General features: G+C 70.5%; 26 protein-coding genes. 8 read left to right on the top strand and 18 right to left on the bottom strand.

Annotated elements, in window-relative coordinates; genetic code table 11:
• The first annotated feature begins 13 nt into the window (after positions 1 to 13).
• The gene (locus tag BWI15_RS38845; protein ID WP_143465642.1) at positions 14 to 343 is read left to right on the top strand and encodes a hypothetical protein; all 330 of its coding nucleotides are present in this window, start codon (positions 14 to 16) and stop codon (positions 341 to 343) included.
• 54 nt (positions 344 to 397) lie between these two features.
• Here the strand turns inward: BWI15_RS38845 and BWI15_RS16515 are convergent, their stop codons facing one another.
• The 3 genes from BWI15_RS16515 to BWI15_RS16505 are packed head-to-tail and all read right to left on the bottom strand — an operon-like array spanning position 398 to position 2273.
• Complete coding sequence (locus tag BWI15_RS16515; protein ID WP_077015296.1) at positions 398 to 1174, bottom strand: DinB family protein; 777 nt, start codon at positions 1172 to 1174, stop codon at positions 398 to 400.
• A gap of 26 nt (positions 1175 to 1200) precedes the next feature.
• The gene (locus BWI15_RS16510; RefSeq protein ID WP_237771307.1) at positions 1201 to 1770 is read right to left on the bottom strand and encodes a peptide deformylase; all 570 of its coding nucleotides are present in this window, start codon (positions 1768 to 1770) and stop codon (positions 1201 to 1203) included.
• The gene (locus BWI15_RS16505; RefSeq protein ID WP_077015295.1) at positions 1767 to 2273 is read right to left on the bottom strand and encodes a glycine cleavage system protein R; all 507 of its coding nucleotides are present in this window, start codon (positions 2271 to 2273) and stop codon (positions 1767 to 1769) included. The genes BWI15_RS16510 and BWI15_RS16505 overlap by 4 nt, the downstream gene beginning before the upstream one ends.
• Before the next feature lie 103 nt (positions 2274 to 2376).
• Here BWI15_RS16505 and BWI15_RS16500 point away from each other — a divergent pair, with 103 nt between their 5' ends.
• The 3 genes from BWI15_RS16500 (at position 2377) to BWI15_RS16490 (ending at position 6671) form a co-directional block, all read left to right on the top strand.
• Positions 2377 to 3504 (top strand): sensor histidine kinase, encoded by a 1128-nt coding sequence (locus BWI15_RS16500; protein WP_077016022.1) that lies wholly within the window; start codon positions 2377 to 2379, stop codon positions 3502 to 3504.
• Between the two features lie 43 nt (positions 3505 to 3547).
• A complete protein-coding gene (locus tag BWI15_RS16495; RefSeq protein ID WP_077015294.1) occupies positions 3548 to 4213 on the top strand; it encodes a response regulator in 666 nt (221 codons plus the stop codon).
• Between the two features lie 64 nt (positions 4214 to 4277).
• On the top strand, positions 4278 to 6671 hold the full coding sequence (locus BWI15_RS16490; protein ID WP_077015293.1) for a GH92 family glycosyl hydrolase: 2394 nt from the start codon (positions 4278 to 4280) through the stop codon (positions 6669 to 6671).
• 70 nt (positions 6672 to 6741) lie between these two features.
• On the opposite strand, the gene BWI15_RS16485 is transcribed toward BWI15_RS16490, so the two are convergent.
• From BWI15_RS16485 to BWI15_RS16470, 4 genes are all read right to left on the bottom strand, one after another.
• Positions 6742 to 8049, bottom strand: a complete 1308-nt coding sequence (locus BWI15_RS16485) for an NAD(P)/FAD-dependent oxidoreductase (RefSeq protein WP_077015292.1) — start codon at positions 8047 to 8049, stop codon at positions 6742 to 6744.
• 133 nt (positions 8050 to 8182) lie between these two features.
• The gene (locus tag BWI15_RS16480) at positions 8183 to 9025 is read right to left on the bottom strand and encodes a uracil-DNA glycosylase (RefSeq protein ID WP_077015291.1); all 843 of its coding nucleotides are present in this window, start codon (positions 9023 to 9025) and stop codon (positions 8183 to 8185) included.
• Between the two features lie 18 nt (positions 9026 to 9043).
• On the bottom strand, positions 9044 to 9592 hold the full coding sequence (locus BWI15_RS16475) for a hypothetical protein (RefSeq protein WP_077015290.1): 549 nt from the start codon (positions 9590 to 9592) through the stop codon (positions 9044 to 9046).
• Between the two features lie 4 nt (positions 9593 to 9596).
• Positions 9597 to 11030 (bottom strand): MFS transporter, encoded by a 1434-nt coding sequence (locus BWI15_RS16470; RefSeq protein ID WP_077015289.1) that lies wholly within the window; start codon positions 11028 to 11030, stop codon positions 9597 to 9599.
• Positions 11031 to 11085: 55 nt separating this feature from the next.
• On the opposite strand from BWI15_RS16470, the gene BWI15_RS16465 reads away from it, so the two are divergent.
• The gene (locus tag BWI15_RS16465; protein ID WP_193432167.1) at positions 11086 to 11655 is read left to right on the top strand and encodes a TetR/AcrR family transcriptional regulator; all 570 of its coding nucleotides are present in this window, start codon (positions 11086 to 11088) and stop codon (positions 11653 to 11655) included.
• A 44-nt stretch (positions 11656 to 11699) separates the two neighbouring features.
• Positions 11700 to 12458 carry a class I SAM-dependent methyltransferase gene (locus BWI15_RS16460; protein ID WP_083750810.1) on the top strand — a complete coding sequence of 253 codons (759 nt, stop codon included), beginning with the start codon at positions 11700 to 11702 and terminating at the stop codon, positions 12456 to 12458.
• Here the strand turns inward: BWI15_RS16460 and BWI15_RS16455 are convergent.
• From BWI15_RS16455 to BWI15_RS16430, 6 genes are all read right to left on the bottom strand, one after another.
• Positions 12432 to 13622, bottom strand: coding sequence for a Ppx/GppA phosphatase family protein (locus BWI15_RS16455; protein ID WP_237771306.1), 1191 nt, complete (start codon positions 13620 to 13622; stop codon positions 12432 to 12434). The genes BWI15_RS16460 and BWI15_RS16455 overlap by 27 nt on opposite strands.
• 22 nt (positions 13623 to 13644) lie before the next feature.
• Positions 13645 to 14127 (bottom strand): DUF501 domain-containing protein, encoded by a 483-nt coding sequence (locus BWI15_RS16450; RefSeq protein ID WP_077015287.1) that lies wholly within the window; start codon positions 14125 to 14127, stop codon positions 13645 to 13647.
• Positions 14124 to 14732: an FtsB family cell division protein gene (locus BWI15_RS16445; protein WP_077015286.1), complete on the bottom strand. Its 609-nt coding sequence runs from the start codon at positions 14730 to 14732 to the stop codon at positions 14124 to 14126. Before BWI15_RS16445 ends, BWI15_RS16450 begins: the two co-directional genes overlap by 4 nt.
• A 4-nt stretch (positions 14733 to 14736) precedes the next feature.
• The gene (gene eno / locus BWI15_RS16440) at positions 14737 to 16017 is read right to left on the bottom strand and encodes a phosphopyruvate hydratase (protein WP_077015285.1); all 1281 of its coding nucleotides are present in this window, start codon (positions 16015 to 16017) and stop codon (positions 14737 to 14739) included.
• Positions 16018 to 16296: 279 nt separating this feature from the next.
• Positions 16297 to 16704, bottom strand: a complete 408-nt coding sequence (locus tag BWI15_RS16435; RefSeq protein WP_077015284.1) for an NUDIX domain-containing protein — start codon at positions 16702 to 16704, stop codon at positions 16297 to 16299.
• A 74-nt stretch (positions 16705 to 16778) separates the two neighbouring features.
• Positions 16779 to 17795 carry an NAD-dependent epimerase/dehydratase family protein gene (locus BWI15_RS16430; protein WP_077015283.1) on the bottom strand — a complete coding sequence of 339 codons (1017 nt, stop codon included), beginning with the start codon at positions 17793 to 17795 and terminating at the stop codon, positions 16779 to 16781.
• A 55-nt stretch (positions 17796 to 17850) separates the two neighbouring features.
• Here BWI15_RS16430 and BWI15_RS16425 point away from each other — a divergent pair, with 55 nt between their 5' ends.
• The gene (locus BWI15_RS16425; protein ID WP_077015282.1) at positions 17851 to 18273 is read left to right on the top strand and encodes a MarR family winged helix-turn-helix transcriptional regulator; all 423 of its coding nucleotides are present in this window, start codon (positions 17851 to 17853) and stop codon (positions 18271 to 18273) included.
• 219 nt (positions 18274 to 18492) lie between these two features.
• On the opposite strand, the gene BWI15_RS16420 is transcribed toward BWI15_RS16425, so the two are convergent.
• Positions 18493 to 19017 (bottom strand): RNA 2'-phosphotransferase, encoded by a 525-nt coding sequence (locus BWI15_RS16420; RefSeq protein ID WP_077016019.1) that lies wholly within the window; start codon positions 19015 to 19017, stop codon positions 18493 to 18495.
• A gap of 54 nt (positions 19018 to 19071) precedes the next feature.
• Here BWI15_RS16420 and BWI15_RS39415 point away from each other — a divergent pair, with 54 nt between their 5' ends.
• A complete protein-coding gene (locus BWI15_RS39415; protein ID WP_168197325.1) occupies positions 19072 to 19230 on the top strand; it encodes a hypothetical protein in 159 nt (52 codons plus the stop codon).
• Between the two features lie 37 nt (positions 19231 to 19267).
• Here the strand turns inward: BWI15_RS39415 and BWI15_RS16415 are convergent, their stop codons facing one another.
• From BWI15_RS16415 to BWI15_RS16400, 4 genes are all read right to left on the bottom strand, one after another.
• The gene (locus tag BWI15_RS16415) at positions 19268 to 19597 is read right to left on the bottom strand and encodes an ArsR/SmtB family transcription factor (RefSeq protein ID WP_077015281.1); all 330 of its coding nucleotides are present in this window, start codon (positions 19595 to 19597) and stop codon (positions 19268 to 19270) included.
• Positions 19587 to 20000 (bottom strand): SRPBCC domain-containing protein, encoded by a 414-nt coding sequence (locus BWI15_RS16410; protein ID WP_077015280.1) that lies wholly within the window; start codon positions 19998 to 20000, stop codon positions 19587 to 19589. The genes BWI15_RS16415 and BWI15_RS16410 overlap by 11 nt, the downstream gene beginning before the upstream one ends.
• 63 nt (positions 20001 to 20063) lie before the next feature.
• Positions 20064 to 21038: a MazG family protein gene (locus BWI15_RS16405; RefSeq protein ID WP_083750809.1), complete on the bottom strand. Its 975-nt coding sequence runs from the start codon at positions 21036 to 21038 to the stop codon at positions 20064 to 20066.
• An 11-nt stretch (positions 21039 to 21049) separates the two neighbouring features.
• Positions 21050 to 21685 carry a SurA N-terminal domain-containing protein gene (locus tag BWI15_RS16400; RefSeq protein WP_077015279.1) on the bottom strand — a complete coding sequence of 212 codons (636 nt, stop codon included), beginning with the start codon at positions 21683 to 21685 and terminating at the stop codon, positions 21050 to 21052.
• Positions 21686 to 21701 lie beyond the last annotated feature (16 nt).

Here is a 21701-nt window from a genome sequence, read left to right as displayed (position 1 = left end):
TCAGACTCACGCCATGGACGACCAGCGGCCGGACGATTCCGGGGTATCAACTGCCGGCCACCGGGCGGGGAGCCCGGGGGTTGTGCGTCGCCTTTTCGACATCGACACGTACGTATCCCCGTGGAGCAGGGCCGGTTGGCGCTGGGTGGTCGCTCGGCTGGTTCTGTTCGTGGTGGGCAGCGAGCTCGGCTCGCTTCTGTGGCGGATCGTCGATCCGACCGGTGACCGCTCGTTCCTGGAGCGCTTGGTCACCAACGTCTACATCTGGGCTTGCGTCGTCGTCACCGCCTCGTACGCGCTCCAGGAAAGACGAGCACGGCGTCGGGCTGCTGTGAACGAGTGACGTGTCGAGGTCAGAGGTACCTCGCGCGGTGTTCGGCGAACCGCCCGGGCCGCTTCAGGTAACAGGTCTGGTTTCGAGGCTGTCGAGGTCCCGTACGGCGTAGCGGTGGTGCTCCCATTCCTCCTCGAGGATGACGTGCAGGCAGGACAGCGTGGTCTCCGGGTACTGCGGGGACCACGGGTTCTTGCGTGGGACGGCGAGGGCCTCCGGGGTGACCGTGGACAGGAAGTCTCGGACCATCGCGACCCGACCCTCCCGGGCTGCCAGGATTTCGGCGTACGGCGGAGTGCCTGCAACGAAGAGCGAGAGGTCGAGGCCGTCTTCCTCGGCGCTCGGGTTGGCCAGGCCGAGGGGGTGGTAGGGCTGGTCGAGGCCGAGGACGGCTCGGCCGAGCCAAGTGTCGGTGGCCATGACGAGGTGGCGCAGGGTTTGGGCGAACGACCACTCGCCGTCGACCGAGGCGTCGACGGTGCCGGGCGGCAGTGCGGCCGCGCGGGCGAGAGTGGCGGACCAGGTGCGCTCGAGGGCGGCCCAGGCGTCGCGCAGACCCTCGGGAGACTGCGCACGGCGGAGTTCGCGGCCGGGGAAGCGGCGGTCGAGCTCGGCTTCGACGTACGGGGTGACGTCGACGCCGTTGACGCTGAGGGAGGACAGCCAGGGCGTGTCGATGTCGAGGCCGCGTGCCTCGACCCCGCGCATCACCGCGCCGGACAGGTCGGCTTCGACGAACCGGGCGCCTCGCAGGTCGACGCTGACGAACCGGGCGTCCCGAAGATTCGTCCGGGCGAACTGCGCGCCCTGCAGGTCGTCGGACCGAGAGAAAGTCGCCATGCCGCATCCTGTCCCGGACGGGCGGCTCAGAGGTAGACCTTGCGCGGATACACCGCATGGGCGCCGGCGACTCGGTCCAGGAACAGCAACCCGTTGCAGTGGTCGATCTCGTGCTGGACCGCACGAGCCTCGAAGGCGTCCGTGCTCAACGTGATCTCGTCCGTGGTGCCAGGGAGTACGCCGGTGACCGAGAGGCGCGTCGGGCGTTTGACGTCGCCGGTCAGGTCGGGCACGGACATGCAGCCCTCGCGGGACTTCTCCTGGCGGCTGGATTCGACGACGACCGCGTTGCAGAGGACGAAGACGCCGTGGCAGGTGCGGGTCTTGGGGTGACCGGTGACGTCGAGAGCGAACATCTGAGCCGCGACGCCGACCTGGGGAGCGGCGAGGCCGACGCAGCCGGGTGAGACTCGCATGGTGGCGACGAGGTCGGCGGCGAGGGCGAGCATGACCGGGTCGAGGGGATCGACGGTGGCGCCCTCGGTGGCCAGGACCGGATGCGGCGCTCGGACGACCTCCAGTACGTCGCCGGCCAGGCCGAGCTGGGCCGGGCTCCAGGCGGCCAGTGCCTGGTTGAGATGACCGATGTCGGTCACAGATCGTCGCTCTCGGTGGGGCGCAGGCTGACCCCCACGCCCAGTTCCTCGGCGGTGATCTCCAGCGCGCGCATCAGCATCGGGAGCTCGGCGGACGGCGGGAGCTCGACCTCGGCGGTCATCACGTACAGCTCACCGCTCAACCGGGTGGTCAGATCGGTGACGGTCCCGCCGGCGGTGGCGATCATCCGTGTGACGGCCGAGACGATGCCCGGCCGGTCGGCGCCGTGCACGCTCAGGATGTACGGCGCACCGAGTGGCGCGTGCGCGGTCTCCGGGCCCATCTCGCGCACTGTGATGACCAGCTCGCCCCGCAACGGCTCGAGCGCCTCCTTGACGGGACCGAACGGCCCGGTGCAGACGATCATCATCGCGAAGTGGCCGCGCAGCAGCGTCATCGTGGAGTCCTCGAGGTTGACTCCGACCTGGGCGAGGGCCTCGGTGACGTCGGCGATGATGCCGGGGCGGTCGGGACCGATGACGGTGACGGCGAGCTGGCTCATGCGGGCACCGTACCCAACCGAAAGTCTCGACCTGCGCCGACTTCGGTATCCGGACCGCCCGAACACCCCGTACGGCGCCGGCCGGCTCGCTATCGTCGGCCCCGTGGACCAGTCGCTCAGTCGCAAGCGCAGCGCCCGCGACTGGGTCGTCGACTCGGTCGCGTTCCTGCTCGCGGCGCTGGTCGGCCTGATCCTGTACGACCAGAACGACCAGGACGCGATCCCGCAGTGGCTCTTCGCAGCGGACTTCGTGACCGGCATCGCGCTGTGTCTGTCGTTGTGGTTCCGCCGCCGGTGGCCGGTCCAGCTCGCGGTGATCGCGGCGTTCGCCACGGTGTACTCCGAGACCGGCGGCGTCGCCGCGCTGATTCTCACAATGACCGTGGCCGTGCACTTCCCGTTCCGGGTCACGATGATGATCGCCGGCCTCAACGTGCTCAGCGTCGCGGCGTACTCGATCGTCCGCGAGACCGAGGACCCGGCCGTCGCGGTGCTGATCGCCGCCGTGCCCCTGTACGTCGGCACCGTCGGCTGGGGCCTCTACGTCCGGTCGCGCCGGACTTTGCTGCAAACCCTGCGCGAGCGCGCCGAACGCGCCGAGCTGGTCGCCCGGCTCGAAGCCGAGCAGGGCCAGCTGCGGGCTCGCGAGGAGATCGCCCGCGAGATGCACGACGTGCTCGGGCACCGGTTGTCCCTGCTCAGCGTGCACGCCGGCGCGCTGGCCTACCGCCCGGACGCGTCGACCGAGGAGATCGCGGGCGCCGCGGAGATCATCCGGTCGAGCGCGCACCAGGCGCTGCAGGACCTGCGCGAAGTGATCGGCGTACTGCGGGCGCCGGTCGGCGAGCTGCCCCAACCGGCCTTCGGCGACCTCCCGGTCCTCGTCGAGGGGGCCCAGCGGGCCGGCGTACCGGTGGAGCTGGAGCTGGATGCGCCGGGGGCGTTGCCGGAGCACGTCGGGCGTACGGCGTACCGGATCGTGCAGGAGGGGCTGACCAACGCGATGAAGCACGCGCCGGGTGAGCCGGTCAGCATTCGGGTGGTCGGTGCCCCGGGCAACGGTCTGATCGTTGACGTGAGCAACCCGGCGCCGAAGGGCAAGCCGGGCGATCGCGGGCAGGGCCTGAAAGGATTGGCCGAGCGCGCGGCGCTGGTCGAGGGACGGCTCGAGCACGGGAAGACTCCGGAGGGCGACTTCCGGCTCTCCGCCTGGCTACCGTGGCCCGCATGAGACAGGCCGTCGACGACAGGGCAGCAGCGAAACGAGGACGTGTATGACCATCCGGGTAGTGATCGTCGACGACGACCCGTTGCTGCGGGCCGGGCTGAAGCTGATGCTGGGTGGCGCGCCCGACATCCGCGTCGTCGCCGAGGCCGACGACGGAGCCGGCGTCCAGGCGCTGATCGACCGTGAGTCGCCCGACGTCGTGCTGATGGACATCCGGATGCCCGGGATCGACGGTCTGACCGCGACCGAGTCGGTACGGTCCCGGCCGGGAGCGCCGGAGATCGTCATCCTGACCACTTTCGACGCCGACGACCACGTACTGCGCGCGTTGCGGGCAGGGGCGGCCGGGTTCGTGCTCAAGGACACTCCCCCGGCCGAGATCGTCGAGTCGGTCCGCCGGGTCGCGAACGGCCAGCCGGTGCTGTCGCCCGCGGTGACCAAGCGCCTGATCAGCCGGGTCGCGTCGTCCGGCCAGGACCTGCGCAAGAACCGCGCGGCCACCCGGCTGGCGGAACTGAACGACCGCGAACGGGACATCGCCGTCGCGGTCGGCGAGGGCAAGTCGAACGCCGAGATCAGCGCGACGCTCTACCTCAGCATCCCGACCGTGAAGACGCACGTGTCGCGCATCCTGACCAAGCTCGACCTGAACAACCGGGTGCAGATCGCCCTGCTGGTGCACGACGCCGGACTCCTGGACGACAGCCGCTGATCACCCGCCGGTCACCCGTTCGGCTTAGTCTGAGGGAGTCCGTCCGCCCTCGGAAGGTTGCCCCATGCGCCGAGTCGTTGCCGCCGTCACCGGTCTGGCCCTGCTCCTACCCGCTCTTCCGGCCCAGGCCCGGCCGCCCGCCGAGGCGCCGCCACCACCCACTGGGTCGTCGCAGCCCACCGGCCCTCGGCTCGACCCCGCCGCTTCCGTCGACCCACTGATCGGATCCGCCCGCGACGGCAACACCTGGCCCGGCGCCGTCCGCCCGTTCGGGATGATCTCCTGGAGCCCGACCAGCACCCGCGGCGACCAGACCAGCACCGGTGCCGCCAACGGCTACCAGTACGACGTGACGCGCGTCCGCGGCTTCAGCCTCACCCACGTCAACGGCGCCGGCTGCAACCCGGGCGCGGCCGGCGACATCCCGATCCTCCCGTACGCCGGTCCGGTGGACTCCTCGCCGACGGCCGACACCAAGGACGCCAAGTACGCGAGCAACTTCAGCCACGCCAACGAGACGGCCAAGCCCGGCCGCTACACGGTCACGCTGGACAACGGCGTACGAACCGATCTCGCCGTGACGACCCGCGCCGGTGTCGGCGAGTTCGCCTTCCCGCAGGAGCAGGCGAATCTGCTGTTCCGCACCTCGAACTCGCTGAACGGCAGTGAAGACGCCGAGATCACCATCGACGCGAAGCGCCGCAAGGTCACCGGTTCGGTGCTCACCGGCGCGTTCTGCGGCCGCCGCGCGAACGGCGGGATCAACAACCGCAAGACCTACTACCGGCTCTACTTCACCGCCTCCTTCGACCAGCCGATCGTTGCCAACGGCACCTGGAAGGACGCCACCCTCACCCCGGGCAGCACCCACACCACCGGCGGCGAGGGCTACGCGACCGGTGCCGACCGGGCCGGCAAGGGCTCCGGCGGCTACGTCACCTTCGCGCCCGGCGCCAAGGTCCGGATGCGGATCGGCATCTCGTACGTCAGTCTGGCCGGTGCCGAGCGCAACCTCGCGACTGAGCTCCAACCGCGGGCGACGGTCGACCGGGTCGCCGCCGACGGCTACCGGCAATGGAGCAAGGAACTCCAGGACATCAAGATCACCGGTGGCACCGACGACCAGCGGACCACCTTCTACACCGCGCTCTACCACGCGTACCTGCAGCCGAACATCTTCAACGACGTCGACGGCCGGTACCTGGGCAGCGACCAGAAGATCCATCGGCTCGGCCGCGGCCAGCGCGCGCAGTACGGGACCTTTTCCGGCTGGGATCAGTACCGCGCGCACATCCAGCTGCTCGCGCTGCTGAAGCCCGAGATCGCCGGCGACTTCGCGCAGTCGCTGTACCAGTTCGCCCAGCAGAACAACGGGATCTGGGACCGCTGGCTGCACAACAACGGCCCGACCCATGTGATGACCGGCGACCCGGCCGCACCGACGCTGGCCACCTTCGCCGCGATGGGCGTGCGCAACTTCGACGTCCGCGGCGCCTACGAGTCGCTGTTGCGCCAGGCAACCGTTCAGAACCTTGAGGCCGAGAACGACGGCGGTTGCCCCGGGCAATGCACCGGGCAACGACCCGCGCTGAACACGTACCTGGCCAAGCACTACGCGCCGCAGGACGCCTGCCACTGCTGGGGCGGCGCCGCCGAGACGCTGGAGAACTCGCTCGCCGACTTCTCCCTCGGCCAGTGGGCGCAGCGCCTCGGCCGGGACGCGACCGCGCTGAACGACCGCGGCACGTGGTGGAAGAACACCTTCGACCCGGCGGTCGGCTACCAGCGAGCGCGGCTGGCCGACGGGACGTGGCAGCCCGGCTTCACCCCGTCGACGGATGTCGGCTTCGCGCAGGGCTCCAGCGCGACGTACACGTGGATGGTCCCGCAGGACGTGTCCGGGCTGGCCGCCGCGATGAACGGCCAGGCGATCCCGCGGCTCGACGCGTTCTTCCACGACGAGCAGGGCAACTGGGCGGTCAAGGGCGGCAGCCCGCTGCGCTACGACCCGACGAACGAGCCCGGCCTGCACACCCCGTGGCTCTACAACGGGCTCGGCCAGGCGTGGAAGACGCAGGCGACGACGCGCGAGATCGTCGACACCGTGTACGGCGTGGGCCCGGCCGGACTGCCTGGCAACGACGACCTCGGCACGCTGTCGGCCTGGTACGTGTTCGCCTCGATCGGCCTGTTCCCGCAGACGCCGGGCCGGGCCGAGCTGCTGGTAGGCAGCCCGCTGTTCCCGAAGGTGGAGCTCCGGCGCAGCAACGGCGTACGGCTGACGATCGAGGCACCGCGGACGTCCGACACCAACCAGTACGTCGAGTCGCTGGCCCTGAACGGCAAGAACCGGACCGAGTCGTGGCTGCCGGAGTCCTTCGTCACCCACGGCGGCCGGATCACGGTCCGGATGGGAGCGGCCCCGACCAGCTGGGGAACCGCTCCCGTCGACCACTAGCTTGCTTGCGTCCGAAGAAAGGTGCGGTATAGCGCACCTTTCTTCGGACGCTGACCGTCGGCGAGGTGGGTCAGGACTTGGTCGCCCGGCGGAACTCCTCGTTCGGCATTTGCAGACTGCCGAGGCTGGTGACCTCACGGCGGAAGAACAGCGCCAGCGTCCAGTCCAGGATGACCCGGGCCTTGCGGTTGAAGGTGGGGACCCGGGACACGTGGTAGGTCCGGTGCAGGAACCAGGCCGGCCAGCCCTTCACCTTCACGCCGTACAGCTGGGCGACACCCTTGTGCAGGCCGAGGCTGGCCACCGACCCGACGTACTTGTGCTCGTAGTCCTGCGGCTCCTTGCCGTCCACCACGCGCAGGATGTTCGCGGCCAGCCGGCGCGCCTGCCGGACGGCGTGCTGCGCGTTCGGCGCGCAGTACGCGCCGGTGTCCGACGTCAGGTCCGGTACGGCGGCGTTGTCGCCGGCCGACCAGGCGTCGTCCAAGCCCTCGATCCGCAGGTTCGGCAGGCACTTGATCCGGCCCCGCTCGTCCAGCGGGAAGTCGGTCCGGGCCAGCGCCGGGTTGGCCTTCACGCCCGCCGTCCACACGATCGTGTCGGCGTCGAACTCCTCGCCGTCACTGAGCACCACGCGGCCCTTCTCGCAGGACTCCAGCCGGGTCTCCAGCTTGACGTCCATGTTGCGCTTGCGCAGCTGCTCGACTGTGTACTGCCCGAGCTCCGGGCCGACCTCGGGCAGGATCCGGTTGGTCGCCTCGACCAGCACCCAGCGCATGTCCTCGGGCTGGATGTTGTCGTAGTAGCGGGTGGCGTAGCGGGCCATGTCCTCCAGCTCCGCGAACGCCTCGACCCCGGCGTACCCACCGCCGACGAAGACGAAGGTCAGCGCGGCCTTGCGCAGCGCCGGGTCGGGCTGGGAGGCGGCCACGTCGAGCCGGTCCAGCACCTTGTTGCGCAGCGCGATCGCCTCTTCGACGTTCTTGAACCCGGTGGCCTCCTCGGCCAGGCCGGGGATCGGCAGCGTGCGCGCGATCGAGCCGAGCGCGACCACGATCTGGTCGTAGGCCAGCTCGTAGTCCGGGCCCTCCTCGGGCATCACCTTGGCGACCTTGTGCGCGTGGTCGATGCTCGTCACCCGCCCGGTCACCACCCGGCAACCCTTGAGCGTCTTGCGCAGCGGCACCACGACGTGCCGCGGCTCGACCGAGCCGGCCGCCGCTTCGGGCAGGAACGGCTGGTACGTCATCACCGAGCGGGGGTCGACCACGGTGACCCGGATCTTGCCCCGGCGGGCGGCCTTACGCAGGCCGTACGCGGTGTACATCCCGACGTAACCGCCTCCGACGACAAGGATGTGCGGTACCTGGGCTGTCATGCGGCTCACTCTCCCTGAGTGCGAATCCGACTTCATGTCCCCTTCAGGTTACGGGCTCGTGAAAACTTTCACAAACCCCCGGACGGGTGATCTCGCCCACCGGGATCTCACTCCTGAGAGGGAGCTCATGGGCTTATTGTGCGGCCTGCAGTCCACCCAGCACCTTCGCCCGCGCCAGGAGCTCGTCCTGCATCTGCTCGGTCATCCGGCCGGTGAACGTGTTCTGCTGACTGGGGTGGAAGCTGCCGATCACGGTGACCTCACCACCGGGCACCGGTACGACGTACTCGAGGCCGTGGCCGAACTTCGCGCGCGGCTTCGGCACGGTCCCGCCGAGACCCTGCAACGCGTTCATCAGCACGTCGAAGCCGAACTTGCCCAGGCAGACGATCGCGCGGGTGGTCGGCAGGACCAGTTCGAGCTCACGGCGGAACCAGGGGTTGCAGGTGTCGCGCTCGATCGGGGTCGGCTTGTTCGCCGGCGGGGCGCACCGGACGGCGGCGATCATCCGGGTGCCGTACAGCTGCAGGCCGTCACCGGCGTGCACGCTGGTCGGCTGATTGGCCAGGCCGACCCGGTACAGCGAGGCGAACAACCAGTCCCCCGACCGGTCGCCGGTGAACACCCGGCCGGTCCTGTTCCCGCCGTTCGCCGCCGGCGCGAGTCCCGCGATCACGATCCGCGGCTCGGATGATCCCCAACCGGCGATCGGGCGGCCCCAGTACGGCTGGTCCGCGAAGGATTTCCGCTTGATCCGCGCAACGTCCTCGCGCCACTCCACCAGCCGAGGACACGCACTACAGACGGACACCCTGGCCCCGAGTTCAGCCAGGCTGTCCGTCTGCGCGAGCTGCAGAACCTCCGCGGGATCATGCGCCACCGGCGTACGCCGTACTGCCGGATCCTCGGGCCAACCGGTCCCCGGCGGCACCGGACTGTCGAACAGTTCCCCGGTCAGCGGATGCGGAAGCTTCATCTCCTCAGACTAGTGAAGTCACTTTCGTGGGTGGTCGGTCGTGCACCAGACCTCCGCGTCGGCGATGAACGCGCTGGACATCGGCGCGGTGGCGTCCACCGTTACCTCACCCGCGAGGCGAGTGCCGCCGACCGAGATGGCTCCGTGCCGGCACGGGATCCAGACGGTGGACAGGATGTTCGGGGTGCCGCCGAGGTCGTACTCGTCGTTGCGGGTGAGGAAGCGGTCGATCGGGGCGGTGATTTCCACGGTGACGTCGGCGGCGGAGGCTCGGAGTCCTTCGGACAGGTCGAGGTCGAACTCGACCGGGGCGACCGCCAGCTCCGGCTCGGACCAGCCGATGCCGGCGCTGACGGACTTCAGATGGCGGTTGAACTCCGCGCCGAGCCAGGTGCTGAGGGTGGCGTCCGGGCCGATGATGCGGATTCGGTCGGGCGTCCCGAGCACCAGCGCGCGCCCGCTGCCCCGCAGCGACCAGTCCACCCGCCAGACCGAGGCGTACGCCGTGGCCCGGCCGTCGTCGTACAGGGTGACGCAGGGGTTCGCGCCCATGAGTCTGAGGGTCATTCGCCTACTTAACCAGGTCCCCCAGCAGGGGATCCGGAGCTACGGGCCGGATGCGACGGGCGGTGGGGATGGCCAGCGCCAGCAGGACGGCGACGGCGGAGAAGGCGGACAGGAGGATGAAGGTGTCGGTGAAGCCGGCTTCGGCGGGCAGGCCCGAGGGCTGCAGGTGGCCGGTGATGATCGAGCTGGCGACCGCCGTGCCGATCGAGCCGCCGATGGTGCGGATGTTGGCGTTCATGCCGGTGGCGGCGCCGGTTTGTTCGCGGGGGACGTTCTGGACGATGAGGCTGGTCATGGAGGCGTAGGCGAGGCCCAGGCCGAGGCCGAAGATGGCGGTGGACAGGCCGACCTGCCACGGGGCGTCATGGAACGAAGCGAAGAGCACTGAAGCGACCAGGCTCATGGCTGAGCCCCAGATGACCTGGGATTTGACGCTGAAGCGGGGAGCCATCGGGCCGCTGAGAGAGCCGGCGACGGCCATTGTGACGAGCATCGGGAGCATCAGGAGACCCGCCTGGGTGACGGTCGAGCCGAACCCGAAGCCTGCTGCTTCAGGGATCTGCATGAACTGCGGGACGAACGCGTAGACCGCGAACATCGCGGCGCCGAAGAGCAGGGCGACCAGGTTCGTGGTCCAGACCGCAGGGATGCGCATCATGCGCATGTCGATCAGTGGGTTGCGCGAGCGGAGCTCGACGACGATCCATGAACCGGCGAGGACGACGGCCGCGGCGAAGAGGCCGATGGTCCGCGGCGAGGCCCAGCCCCAGGACCGGCCCATGCTCAGCGGCAGCAGCAACGCGATCAGCCAGCCGGACAGCAGCGCGGCGGCGAGCCAGTCGATCCGGCCGGGGACCTTGTTCGGCGACTCCGGCACGAAACGCCAGACCATCACCGCGGCGATCGACACGATGATCAGCGGGATCCAGAACAGCCAGCGCCAGCCCAGCGCCTCGACGATCGGCCCGGCCAGTACGATCCCCAGCCCACCGCCCGCGGCGATGACGGCCGAGACGACACCGACCACCGACGGCACCCGCTCAGCAGGGAACTCGTCGCGGATGATGCCGAACGACAGCGGGAACACCGCGCCGCCGACCCCCTGCAGCACCCGAGCAGCGATCAGTACGCCGATGTTCGGCGCGAGGGCGGCGAGCAGACACCCGGCCGCCAGCGCGACCAGGCCGATCAGCAAGGTCCGCTCCTTGCCGACCATGTCGCCGATCCGGCCGAGCAGCGGAGTCGCGACCGAGACCGAGAGCAACAGGGCCGTGAACACCCAGGTGACCGTGCTCGCGGTGGTGTGCAGATCACGCTGCATGACGGGCAGCGCCGGGGTCACCAGCGACTGCAGCATCGAGAACGCGGCCACGACGCTCGCCAGCACCGCCAGCGTCAGCCGTGGGGACGTCGTCTTCCGATGGTAAAGTTGAGGCATGCCTCAACTATAACGGAGGCACCCCTCCGGTATCTAGTGGAATAGGGTGATCGAGGTGACCGACTCTGCCCGCAGTGGGCTGGCCGCCGCGGTGAAGCGCCCCCAGCGCGCCGACGCGCGCCGCAACTTCGACGCCCTGCTGGTCGCCGCCCGCCAAGCCTTCGGCGAACACGGCACCGACGCGTCCCTGGAGGAGATCGCCCGCCGGGCCGGCGTCGGCATCGGCACGCTGTACCGCAACTTCCCCACCCGCCAGGACCTCTTCCACGCGGTCTACTTCGGCGAGGTCGAGGAGCTGTGCGCGGCCGCCGACGAAGCCGCCGCTCTCCCGCCGTGGCAGGCCCTCACCACCTGGCTCGAGGCCTTCGTCCGGTACGCCGCGACCAAGCGCGCCATCATCGAGGCCCTGAACCGGGACTCCGCGATGTTCGCCACCGCCCGCGAAGCCATGTACGCCGCCGGCACCCCGCTGTTCGAACGCGCCCAGGCCGCCGGGGAAGCCCGGTCCGACATCGCCTTCGACGACCTGCTCCGGATGATCAGCGGCCTCACCGCCGCCGGCTTCGTCGACGACGCCCAGCGCGAGCGCGTGCTGAAGATCGCGCTCGACGGCGTCCACACCTGAACAATCCGATAGCCCGTCACCGGCTCGCGATGGATGATCGGCGGGTGGACGGACAGGTGGCACAGAACCGGGTGGTCTGGGAGCAGGCGTCCCAGAAGCACGTGAACGAGTATGACGAGTTGCTGGCCGAGGCGAAGCGACGGGACTCCCTGACGGCGAGCGAACTGCGGCTGCTGGAGCTGGTGCTGCGCGACCGACCGGTCGTCGTACATCTGCAGAGCGGGCACGGGCTGGACGACGTGTCGCTGCTCGCGGCCGGCGCGCGGGTGGTGGTCGGCGTCGACTACAGCTTCACCGCGGCGTCAGCAGCACAGCGGCGGGCGCGCGAGCTCGACGTACCGGCGCACTACCTGGTGGCCGAGGTGCCCGGCGTACCGGTACGGCGGGAATCGGCTGATCTCGTCTACACCGGCAAGGGCGCGCTGATCTGGATGCGCGACCTCGACGCCTGGGCGCGGGGAGTCGCCGAGCTGCTGAAGCCCGGCGGGTACGTCTTCGTGCACGAAGCGCATCCGGCCGTTCCGCTGTGGAGCTGGGACGAGGACGAGCCAAGGATCCGCCCGGACCGCGGCTACTTCGCCGAGTCGCACGTCAACGACACCTTCCCCGGCAACGGCGCGCGGGAGTGGCAGTGGACGCTGGGCCAGATCGTCACCGCGGTGGTCGCGGCCGGGCTGGAGATCCGCGTCGTCGAGGAGTACGCGGAGCCGTTCTGGAAACCGCAGGACGGGTACGAAGCAGCCGCCTGGGCCGGGCGGCTGCCGAACTCGTTCGCGCTACTCGCGCGCAAGCCCGAGCGCTAGCGCCACGCCGTCGAGGATGTCGTGCTCGGAGACGACGACCTCGTCCCGCGTGAGGTTCAGGCGGTCGTAGACGCGCTGCAGGATGAGCGCGCCGGCGCCGATGACGTCGACCCGGCCGGGGTGGATCGCCGGTTGCACCATGCGCTGGACCTTGGTCGAGCCCATCAGCCAGGACGTCGTGTCCAGCAGCAGGGCACCCGGGATACGGGCGTGGTGGATGGCCTCCGGGTCGTACTCGGTGAGGTTCAGCGCCACGGCGGCGACGGTGGTGACCGTGCCGGCCACGCCGATCAGCGTGCGGGCCTGATCGAGCGGGACGGTGGTGGAGTCGAGCAGCGCGTCGACGTCTCTGGTCGCCGCGGCCATCTCGGCGATGGTCGCGGGATCGGACGCCAGGTGGCGCTCGGTCATCCGGACCGAGCCCATGTCGAGCGACTGGGCGGCGATCACGCCGGAGGTGTCGCCGAGGACCAGCTCGGTGGAGCCTCCGCCGATGTCGGCGACCAGGTACGGCCCGGGAACGTCGAGGTCGGCCAGGCCCGCGGTCGCGCCCTGGAAGCTGAGCGCGGCCTCCTCGTCGCCGGAGATGATGTCGGGTACGACGCCGAAACGGTCCTGGATGCCGCTGAAGAACTCGTCGCGGTTGCTGACGTCGCGCGCCGCCGAGGTGGCCACGAACCGGAGGCGCTCGACCCCCGCGGCCTGGACCAGCGCGGCGAACTCGTCGGACGCCGTGAACACGCGCTCCAGCGCCTCCGGGGCGAACGCACCGGTCTTGTCGACGCCCTGACCGAGCCGCACGATCACCATGCGGCGGTCCAGCTCGGTCAACTTGCCGTCGGCCACGTCGGCGATCAGCAGGCGCAGGGAGTTCGTGCCGCAGTCGACCGCCGCCACCCGAACGGCGCCGGCGGCCAGGTCGGGGAAGTCCACCTCCGGGGCGCGCCCCATCGCCTCGGCCGAGCCGATGACGTCGGGCTGGCCGGAGAGCTCCCCGGGGTCGACCGGCGAGGTCGGAGCACCGGAGGCGCTCGGAGCAGTCGAGGACGACGTGACAGCCGCTCCCCCGGCCATCTCCGCGGACTCCGGCACCTCGTCGGTCTCCGCTGACTCCAGAACCTCGTCCGTCTGCGCGGACTCCAGCGCTTCGTCGCTCTCCGGCACTTCGGCGCTCTCCTCTGCTCGCTCAGACACAAGGACCCCGGCGGCCCCAGTCCTCCAGGGACTTCAGCGCTTCGTCACCCAGCGGGTTCACCCCCGGTCCGGCGGCCAGCGAGTGGCCGACCAGGACATGGAGGCACTTCACGCGCGTGGGCATACCGCCCGCTGTGATGCCGTCGATCTCCTCGACGTGCTCGATCGACTCCCGATGCGCCAGGTAGGACTCGTGCGCCGCCCGGTACGACGCCGCCAGCTCCTCGTCCGTGCCCAGCCGCTCGGTCATCTCCTTCATCATGCCGCCGGCCTCGAGCGTGCCGATCGCCGAGGCCAGCCGCGGGCAGGTCACGTAGTACGTCGTCGGGAACGGCGTACCGTCCGGCAGTCGCGGCTCGGTCTCGACCACGTCGGGCAGGCCGCACGAGCAGCGGTGTGCGATCGAGCGGATGCCGCGCGCGGTCCGGCCGAGCTGGGCACTGACGGCGGCGGTGTCTTCGGGGGTGACGCTCAACGGGTGGCCTTCGGCGAGGGGGTCAGGATGGGCTTCGGGGTCGGCTTGGCGGCCGGTGGCTTCGCCGGTTCGGCCGGTTTGCCGGCGCCTTCGACGCTGCCCCACAGCTTGGTGTACCAGGTCGGCTTCTGCTCGTCGGCCTGCGCGTCCGCCGGACCGACCGGCTCCGGCGGGGCGCCGATCGGTTTGCCGTCCGCGCCGATCACCCGGTACCCGACCTCACCGGGCATCACCCAGCCGAGTCGCTGCCGGGCCTGGGCCCGGACGTAGGCGTCGTCGTCCCACCGGGCGATCTCGTCGTTCAGCTGATCGACGCGCTTCTCCCGATCGTGGATCTCCTGCTGCAGCGCGGTGATCTGCTGGTGCTGGTCGAACCACACCCGCAGGCTCTGCGCGTACGACACGATCAGCGCGCCGAGCACCAGCAGTACGACGGCGGCCCGGCCGGTCAGGTTGCGCGAGCCCCGCGTCCGTGGCGGCGGGGGCGTCGAGCCGCTGGTCCGGCGTTTGGGCTGGGGGGCGCCCCGCCGGACCGGTGGCCGCGCCTGGGTCCGGCTCGACGGACGCGAGCCGGGGCGGGCACCGGCATCCCGGCGGGGCGACATCAGGTCAGCCCTGGAACCGCGGGAAGGCCGAGCGGCCGGCGTACCGGGCCGCGTCGTCCAGCTCCTCCTCGATCCGGAGCAGCTGGTTGTACTTCGCGGTCCGGTCCGAGCGCGCCGGGGCGCCGGACTTGATCTGGCCGCAGTTGGTCGCGACGGCGAGGTCGGCGATCGTGGTGTCCTCGGTCTCGCCGGAGCGGTGCGACATCATGCAGGTGAAGCCGTTGCGGTGCGCCAGGTCGACGGCGTCCAGGGTCTCGCTGAGCGAGCCGATCTGGTTGACCTTGACCAGCAGCGAGTTCGCCGACTTCTCGGTGATGCCGCGTTGCAACCGCTCGACGTTGGTGACGAACAGGTCGTCGCCGACGATCTGGATCTTGTCGCCGAGCTGGGCGCTGAGGCTCTTCCAGCCCTCCCAGTCGTCCTCGTTCAGCGGGTCCTCGATCGACACGATCGGGTACGACGCGACCAGGTCGGCGTAGTAGGCGATCATCTCGTCGGCCGACTTCTTCCCGCCCTCGAAGGCGTACACGCCGTCGGTGTGGAACTCGCTCGCGGCCACGTCCATCGCCAGCGCGATGTCGGTGCCGAGCTTCAGGCCGGCCTTCTCGACCGCGACCGCGATCAGGTCGAGCGCCTCACGGTTGCTGGCCAGGTTCGGCGCGAAGCCGCCCTCGTCGCCCAGCCCGGTGGACAGGCCGCGCTCCTTCAGCACCGCCTTCAGCGCGTGGTAGACGCCGGCGCCCTGCATCACGGCCTCGGCGTAGGTCGCCGCGCCGATCGGGGCGATCATGAACTCCTGCACGTCGACGTTGCTGTCCGCGTGCGCGCCGCCGTTCAGGATGTTCATCATCGGGACCGGCAGCAGGTACGCGTTCGGGCCGCCGACGTAGCGGAACAGCGGCAGGCCGGCCGACTCGGCGGCGGCCTTGGCGACGGCCAGGCTGACGCCGAGGATCGCGTTGGCGCCGAGCTTGGACTTGTTCGGGGTGCCGTCCAGGTCGAGCAGGGCCTGGTCGATCAGCCGCTGCTCGTGGACGTCGTACCCGACGATCTCCTTGTCGATGTCCTCCAGGATGGCGGTGACGGCCTTGAGCACGCCCTTGCCGCCGTACCGGGACTTGTCGCCGTCGCGCAGCTCGACGGCCTCGAACTGCCCGGTGGACGCGCCGGACGGCACTGCGGCCCGGGCGACGGTGTCGTCGTCGAGCAGTACCTCGACCTCGACAGTGGGGTTCCCGCGCGAGTCGAGGATCTCGCGGGCGCCGACGGCCTCGATGGTGGCCACATCTACTCCCAAGTTTCGGATGACGGATCACCGCCGAGCCTAACGGTCAGACCAGCCGACAGGGTGGACCGCGTCACCTCCAACGATCCCATCCGGCCAACCGCTGCCCTGTCAGCAACACACCTTCGACTCCTCCCCCCACGCGCGCTCCGCAGCCGCTGGCGCCGGCGGGTGGCGGGCTCGGCGCCCACGAGTGCGCGCTGTCGCGCGGTGACCGCGCTGTGGTTGGGGTCGGCGCCACGGCGCAGGCGGCTTCGCCTGGTTGTAGGGGCCTACCGACTAACCGGTTGCAACCTGGACCGCGCTCAGGAGGTTCGGCAGGCTCTCCGGGTGGGCCATCTTCAACTCCGCGAGCTCACCGGGCCGGAACCAGCGAAGGTCGTCGTGCTCCTCCGGTGCGGCGTTGACAGGTTCCCCATCCCAGCACGTGACGAGGAACGCGTGCACGTCGAGGGTCGGGTCGCTGACTGTCATCGGGATGGGAACCGGATCGTGCACGTGGACCCCGAGTTCTTCGAGGCATTCCCGGCCGACGGCCTGGTGAGGCAACTCGTCCGCCTCGACATGCCCGCCGGCGGAGAAGCTCCAGGAGTCGGGATACCACCGACGCGCTGGATGACGATGCACCAGGAGCACGAGACCGTCGCGCACCAGTACAGCGACTGCGATTGCAATCCGGTCGACCATGACCGCACCTTAGGCGCGCAGGTGCTCTCCCGCCGCGCGAGCGCGCGGCGTACGGGCTCTTCGCGCCTGGAGCCTCAACGTCCAGCGCCGTCGGCGATCAACGCCCGTGCGGTGTCGAGGATCGTGGTCTCCGCGTCGCGTGGGGTCCAGGCGAGCTGGGTACGCGCCTTGCTGTTGTCGACGGTGCGGGTGATGCCCAGCTCGCCGACGATCATCGCCAGCTGGCGGTTGCGCAGCGCCATCAGCCGCACCACGACGTCGGGCAACTCGCGGGTCGGCACTTTGCGCGTCTGCTCCGGCAGTCCTGCGCGGAGGACGCGGGCGACGTCGCGGTACCAGTGGAACGTGCCGGATCCGTGGTAGCGCTCGCCGATCGAGGCCGGGTTCTCGAGCGCCAGCACGTGCAGGCGCGCCACGTCGCGCACGTCGACGATGTTCCAGCCCAGGTGGGGCAGGGCCGGGAGCGCCCTGTCGAGCAAGCGGCGGATCACGTCGATCGTGCCGGCTCGCTCGGGCGCGCCCACCGGTGGTCCCTGCATGAACGACGGCAGCACGGTCGTCAGGCGCAGTCCGAGCTCGCCGGCCAGCTCCCAGGCGAGCCGCTCGGCGTAGATCTTCGAGTCCGGATACATGTGCGCCGCCGTGCCCACCGGTTCGGACCACATCGTTTCGATGGCGACGCCGGCCGGGTCGTCGGGCCGCGCGGTCGCACCCGACGAGGTGAACACGACGCGCTGCACGCCGTTCCGCGCGGCGGCGGTGAGCACGCGCCGGGTGCCCTCGCGAGCTGAAGTGATCAGGTCGGTCCTTGTGTCGAACGGCATGGGCGAGGCGGTGTGGAGCACCGCGTCGGCGCCGGCGACGGCGTCGTCCCAGCCCGCGTCGGCGAGGAGGTCGGCGCGCACGAGCTCCAACGTTCCCGTTGCACTGCGGGCCACGATCGCGGCACGGGCGGGTTCGGCGCGCTCGAGGTCGCGCACGGTCGCCCGCACGCGGTAGCCGCGCTGCAGGAGCTCGACGATCACCCAGCCCGCGAGGTAGCCGGTCGCGCCGGTAACGACGACGGTTCCCCGCTTGGCATCGTGGGGCATTGATTCTCCAAACTCATTGAGTTAACTCACTGAGTTTTCAGGCTAGCATGAACGCGTGGGCACCAGTGCGAGCGAAGACAAGGCAGCGATCCTCGAGCTGATCGTCGGCCTCGCCGACAGCGCGCAGGCGACCATCGCCACGACCCTGCGCGAGTTCGACGCCCCGGCGTCGGTCGCGCTGCCGCTGCGGATACTCGCGTTGAGCGAGGAGCCCGTCACCCCCCGGGAGCTGGCGCGTCGCCTCGGCCGCGACCCGTCCACCGCCAGCCTCACCGCCGACAAGCTCGAAGCCGCCGGCCTCATCGCCCGGCGGCCGCATCCGGACGACGGCCGCAAGCGCGTCCTCGTGCTGACCGATCGCGGCCGGCAACTCTGGAGCGACATGCGCGACCGGCTGCACGAGTCCGCGGTGTTCGAGCGGCTCACGCGACCTGAACAACGTCAGCTGCTCGACCTTCTCACCCGGATGCGTGGGTAGGCCCTCAGCAGCGAGTCCGCCGCGCGCAACGCGGCTGGGTCCGTGCGCGGAGGCGCCATGAACGGCGAGACGGTGTCGCCGACTACTGCCACGTGGTGCGCCAACTCGAGCACATCGGGCCCGGTGCCCGCTCTCTACCAGCACATCGAACGACCTTGGGCAGATCCGACAACGCCACTCCGGACTCGTCGAACGGCGAGACCGGCCGCCTCGTCGCGGTCAGCCGCCCCACACGATGGCGTCCGGCGGCACGTGCCGCGTCAGGATCACGCCATTGGGCGCTTCGAACACGACCAAGCCGGTCGGGTCGATCCGCAGCAGCACGGCCGCGGTGAAGCGTTTGCCGACGCGGCTGTCCGCGCTCGGGGCCAGGTGGACGTGCGTACGACGGCCCGGTCGCAGCCCTTCCCGCCGGATCGCGGCGACCGCCGCCGGCGTCGTACCGTGCCAGAGCGGATGCTCGGGGTGCACCCGTACCCAACTGTTCTCCAGAGCTTCACGGGTGACCGGCATCCCCTCGAGCGAATGCCCTTGGCAGGCACGGATCCGCTCGCCGTCCACCTGTAGCCGGTTCTTGTCGTTGCGCTCGACGGCGCGATCCAGCGTGCCCCGGTCGATCCCGAGCTCGGTGAGCACGTCGTCGATCGAGGCCCACCCGTCGGCGGTCATCGCGAGTCCTCGCTGCCCCGCGCCATGGCGCAGCAGCCAGGACACGCGCTTACTGGTCCGGACGACGTCGTTCACGGCGTCCATTGTCGCTTCCCCCGAGGCCGCTCAGCACCTCAGCACGGCGGGCCGTTGGGTGGGGTCGAGGCGTACGGCGGCCGCGGCGAGTACGCGGGCGACGGATCGGCGTACGGCGTGAGGGCGGCGGGGTTCGCGTGGGGTGTGCGGGACGATCGGGGCATCCGGGAGCGCGGACCGGGACTGCCTGCGGGCGGCGTCGACGGCGGGTGAGATCGGCATGAACATCGAGATCACATCCTCGGGAAAGTCAGTTGTCGAGATAGGTGCGCAGGGCATCCAGGCGGCCGTCCCAGTCGCGGGCCAGCGCGGCGAGGAACTGCTGGGCGACCTGGATCGGAGCGGAGTCGAGCCGGTAGCGGATGCGGCGGCGCTCGCCCGGCTCCGCGGTCAGCAGGCCGGCTTCGGTGAGCAGGGCGAGGTGCTTGGCGATCGCCTGCCGGGTGATCGGCAGGCGCTCGGCGAGCTCGGTCGCGGTGGCGGGGCCGTTCGCGGCGAGCTCGGCGAGGATGCCGCGGCGGCTGGGGTCGGCGAGCGCGACAAAAACCTGTTCGGCGACCGCCTCGGCGTCAGGCGGCATCGAGGTACTCGACCAGCTCGGCGAGCTCACGCCCCCAGCCGTCGCTGTTTCCCCGGTACGCCGTGTCGTCGGCGAACTGGGCGAAGCCGGTCTCCACCACGGTGAGCCGGGTTCCGTCGCCGGCCGGCTCGAGGGTGAACTCGACGTACGTCCGGCGCTGGTCGCCCGGGCGGCCGTCGACCGGCCAGGTGAAGGCGAAGACCCGCGGCTCGTCGACGCGCTCCACGCGCAGCTCGACGCTGTTGTCGGGCCAGGTCAGCCGGCCGGCACCGCCCGGCCGCAGGTCGATCGAGGCCTGCTGGCCGAACCAGGTGCCGAGTCCTTCGGCGGTGGTGATGGCCGCCCAGACCTTCGCGGGCGGGTGGGCGAGGTCGAGAACACGTTCGATGCGATCAGGAACCATGGATAGCAACCTTTCAGTTGCTATCCAAAGTATGGCAACCAACCGGTTGCGTCAAGCGCGCGGCTACTCGGCGGCGCGTACCTGCTCGGCCAACTGCCGGACGGCGTTGCGCAGGGCCTGTTCGGGGTCGACGCCGGCGGACCGGGCCTGACGGACGAGATGGAGCAGAGCGGCGCCGACCTGCTCCTCGGCGAGCTCCCCCGCCGTGTCCGCCGGCGGCAGGACCTTCGCGGCGCGTGACAGGACCTTGTCGGCCAGCGCCAGCGCGGGCAGCGCGAGCGGAATTCCCTCGAGCACCGACGAGCGCTGCTTCTCGGCGGCCTTGATGGTCTCCCAGTTCGCCTCGACCGTGGCGACGTCGGTGGCGTCCACCGAGCCGAACACGTGCGGATGGCGGCGGATCAGCTTCTCGACGATGCCGCCGGCGACGTCGTCGATCGACCACGGGCCGTCGTCACCGTCGGGGTCCTCGACGGTCTCCTCGGCGATCCGCGCGTGGAAGACGACCTGGAGCAGCAGGTCGCCGAGCTCCTCGCGCAGGTGCTCGGAGTCGCCGGTGCCGATCGCCTCGAGGGTCTCGTAGGTCTCCTCGAGCAGGTACTTGGCCAGCGACTCGTGGGTCTGCTCCTGGTCCCACGGGCAGTTGCGCCGCAGCCGGTCCATCACCTGGACCAGGTCGATCAGCCGCGCCCCCGGTACGTCGTACGAGCCGTGCAGGATCTCCACCTCGTACGCCGGACGCGGCTCGCGCGCGAGGTGGTCGGCGACCAGCCGCAGCAGCGCCGGCTCGCCGTCCTCGCCCACCAGCCAGGCCACCGCCCGGCCTTCGGAAGCGGCCGAGACCAGCCAGCTCCACTGCTCGTCGGCGCCACCCTCGACCGATGTGACGACCAGTCCCGAGCCGACAACGGCCTGGACGGTCGGGCTCTCGACGCCGGCCGCGGCACCGATCACCTCGGCCCGCTCGAGCGCCTGCCAGGCCGCGCGGGTCAGCAGACCCGGCGCGACCCGCGGGCTGGTCAGGACGACCTTGATCATCAGGCGAGCGCTCAGCCCTGCGGCTGCTGGGGCTGCTGCTGCTGTTGCTGCTGCTCGGCCGCCTCGCGCTTGGCCTTGGCCTGCGCGGACTCCTCCGACAGCGAGCCGGACACCTTGCCGTCGATCCGGCCGTCGCTCCACTTGCCGAACCGCGGCGCGATGTCCACCTCGATGTTCTTCGAGGCGTCCCGCAGCGCGACCAGACCGGCCTGCTGGGCCTGCTGCACGTTCGGGTCGGTGATGCCGGTGCCGCCACCGAGCTTGATGGTGCCGATCGCCGCCTTGGCCACGTCGCGCAGGAACACGTTCGCGACCGGGTCGGCGACGAACTTCTCGTAGACCGCCTGGTCACCGACGACGGCCTTCATCGCGGGGGTGATCTCGGCGTCGGAGACGGTGATCGAGCGCTGGTCGGCGACCTGCGCGACGAGCGCGCTGTTGACCAGCTCGCTGAGCGTCGTCGCGGCCGTGAACGGCTGGCCGAGCGCCTTGCCGACCGCTTCCGAGGTCTGGTCCACGTCGCCCACGCTGATCTCGGTGCCGCCGACGACGGCGGCCGCGCCCGGGTGGGTCCCCGCGGCACACCCACCCAGCAGCAGGACCGACGCCAGCGCGGCACCCGCCACGTGTGCGAGTTTTCTGCTCAACGGACTCTCCTCCAGC

The organism is Kribbella sp. ALI-6-A (assembly GCF_001984195.1).
GTDB lineage: Bacteria > Actinomycetota > Actinomycetes > Propionibacteriales > Kribbellaceae > Kribbella.
Note: the sequence above shows the minus strand (reverse complement) of the source record. Positions and strands in the feature narration are given on the sequence as shown.

Excerpts from the sequence above, each read along its gene's own strand:
- BWI15_RS16485 (WP_077015292.1), bottom strand. The coding sequence starts at position 8,049 with ATGACAGCCCAGGTACCGCACATCCTTGTCGTCGGAGGCGGTTACGTC.
- BWI15_RS16480 (WP_077015291.1), bottom strand. The coding sequence starts at position 9,025 with ATGAAGCTTCCGCATCCGCTGACCGGGGAACTGTTCGACAGTCCGGTG.
- BWI15_RS38845 (WP_143465642.1), top strand. The coding sequence starts at position 14 with ATGGACGACCAGCGGCCGGACGATTCCGGGGTATCAACTGCCGGCCAC.
- BWI15_RS16445 (WP_077015286.1), bottom strand. The coding sequence starts at position 14,732 with ATGTCGCCCCGCCGGGATGCCGGTGCCCGCCCCGGCTCGCGTCCGTCG.
- BWI15_RS16435 (WP_077015284.1), bottom strand. The coding sequence starts at position 16,704 with ATGGTCGACCGGATTGCAATCGCAGTCGCTGTACTGGTGCGCGACGGT.
- BWI15_RS16405 (WP_083750809.1), bottom strand. The coding sequence starts at position 21,038 with ATGATCAAGGTCGTCCTGACCAGCCCGCGGGTCGCGCCGGGTCTGCTG.
- BWI15_RS16470 (WP_077015289.1), bottom strand. The coding sequence starts at position 11,030 with ATGCCTCAACTTTACCATCGGAAGACGACGTCCCCACGGCTGACGCTG.
- BWI15_RS16515 (WP_077015296.1), bottom strand. The coding sequence starts at position 1,174 with ATGGCGACTTTCTCTCGGTCCGACGACCTGCAGGGCGCGCAGTTCGCC.
- BWI15_RS16505 (WP_077015295.1), bottom strand. The coding sequence starts at position 2,273 with ATGAGCCAGCTCGCCGTCACCGTCATCGGTCCCGACCGCCCCGGCATC.
- BWI15_RS16415 (WP_077015281.1), bottom strand. The coding sequence starts at position 19,597 with ATGCCGCCTGACGCCGAGGCGGTCGCCGAACAGGTTTTTGTCGCGCTC.
- BWI15_RS16490 (WP_077015293.1), top strand. The coding sequence starts at position 4,278 with ATGCGCCGAGTCGTTGCCGCCGTCACCGGTCTGGCCCTGCTCCTACCC.
- BWI15_RS16410 (WP_077015280.1), bottom strand. The coding sequence starts at position 20,000 with ATGGTTCCTGATCGCATCGAACGTGTTCTCGACCTCGCCCACCCGCCC.
- BWI15_RS16495 (WP_077015294.1), top strand. The coding sequence starts at position 3,548 with ATGACCATCCGGGTAGTGATCGTCGACGACGACCCGTTGCTGCGGGCC.
- BWI15_RS16475 (WP_077015290.1), bottom strand. The coding sequence starts at position 9,592 with ATGACCCTCAGACTCATGGGCGCGAACCCCTGCGTCACCCTGTACGAC.
- BWI15_RS16430 (WP_077015283.1), bottom strand. The coding sequence starts at position 17,795 with ATGCCCCACGATGCCAAGCGGGGAACCGTCGTCGTTACCGGCGCGACC.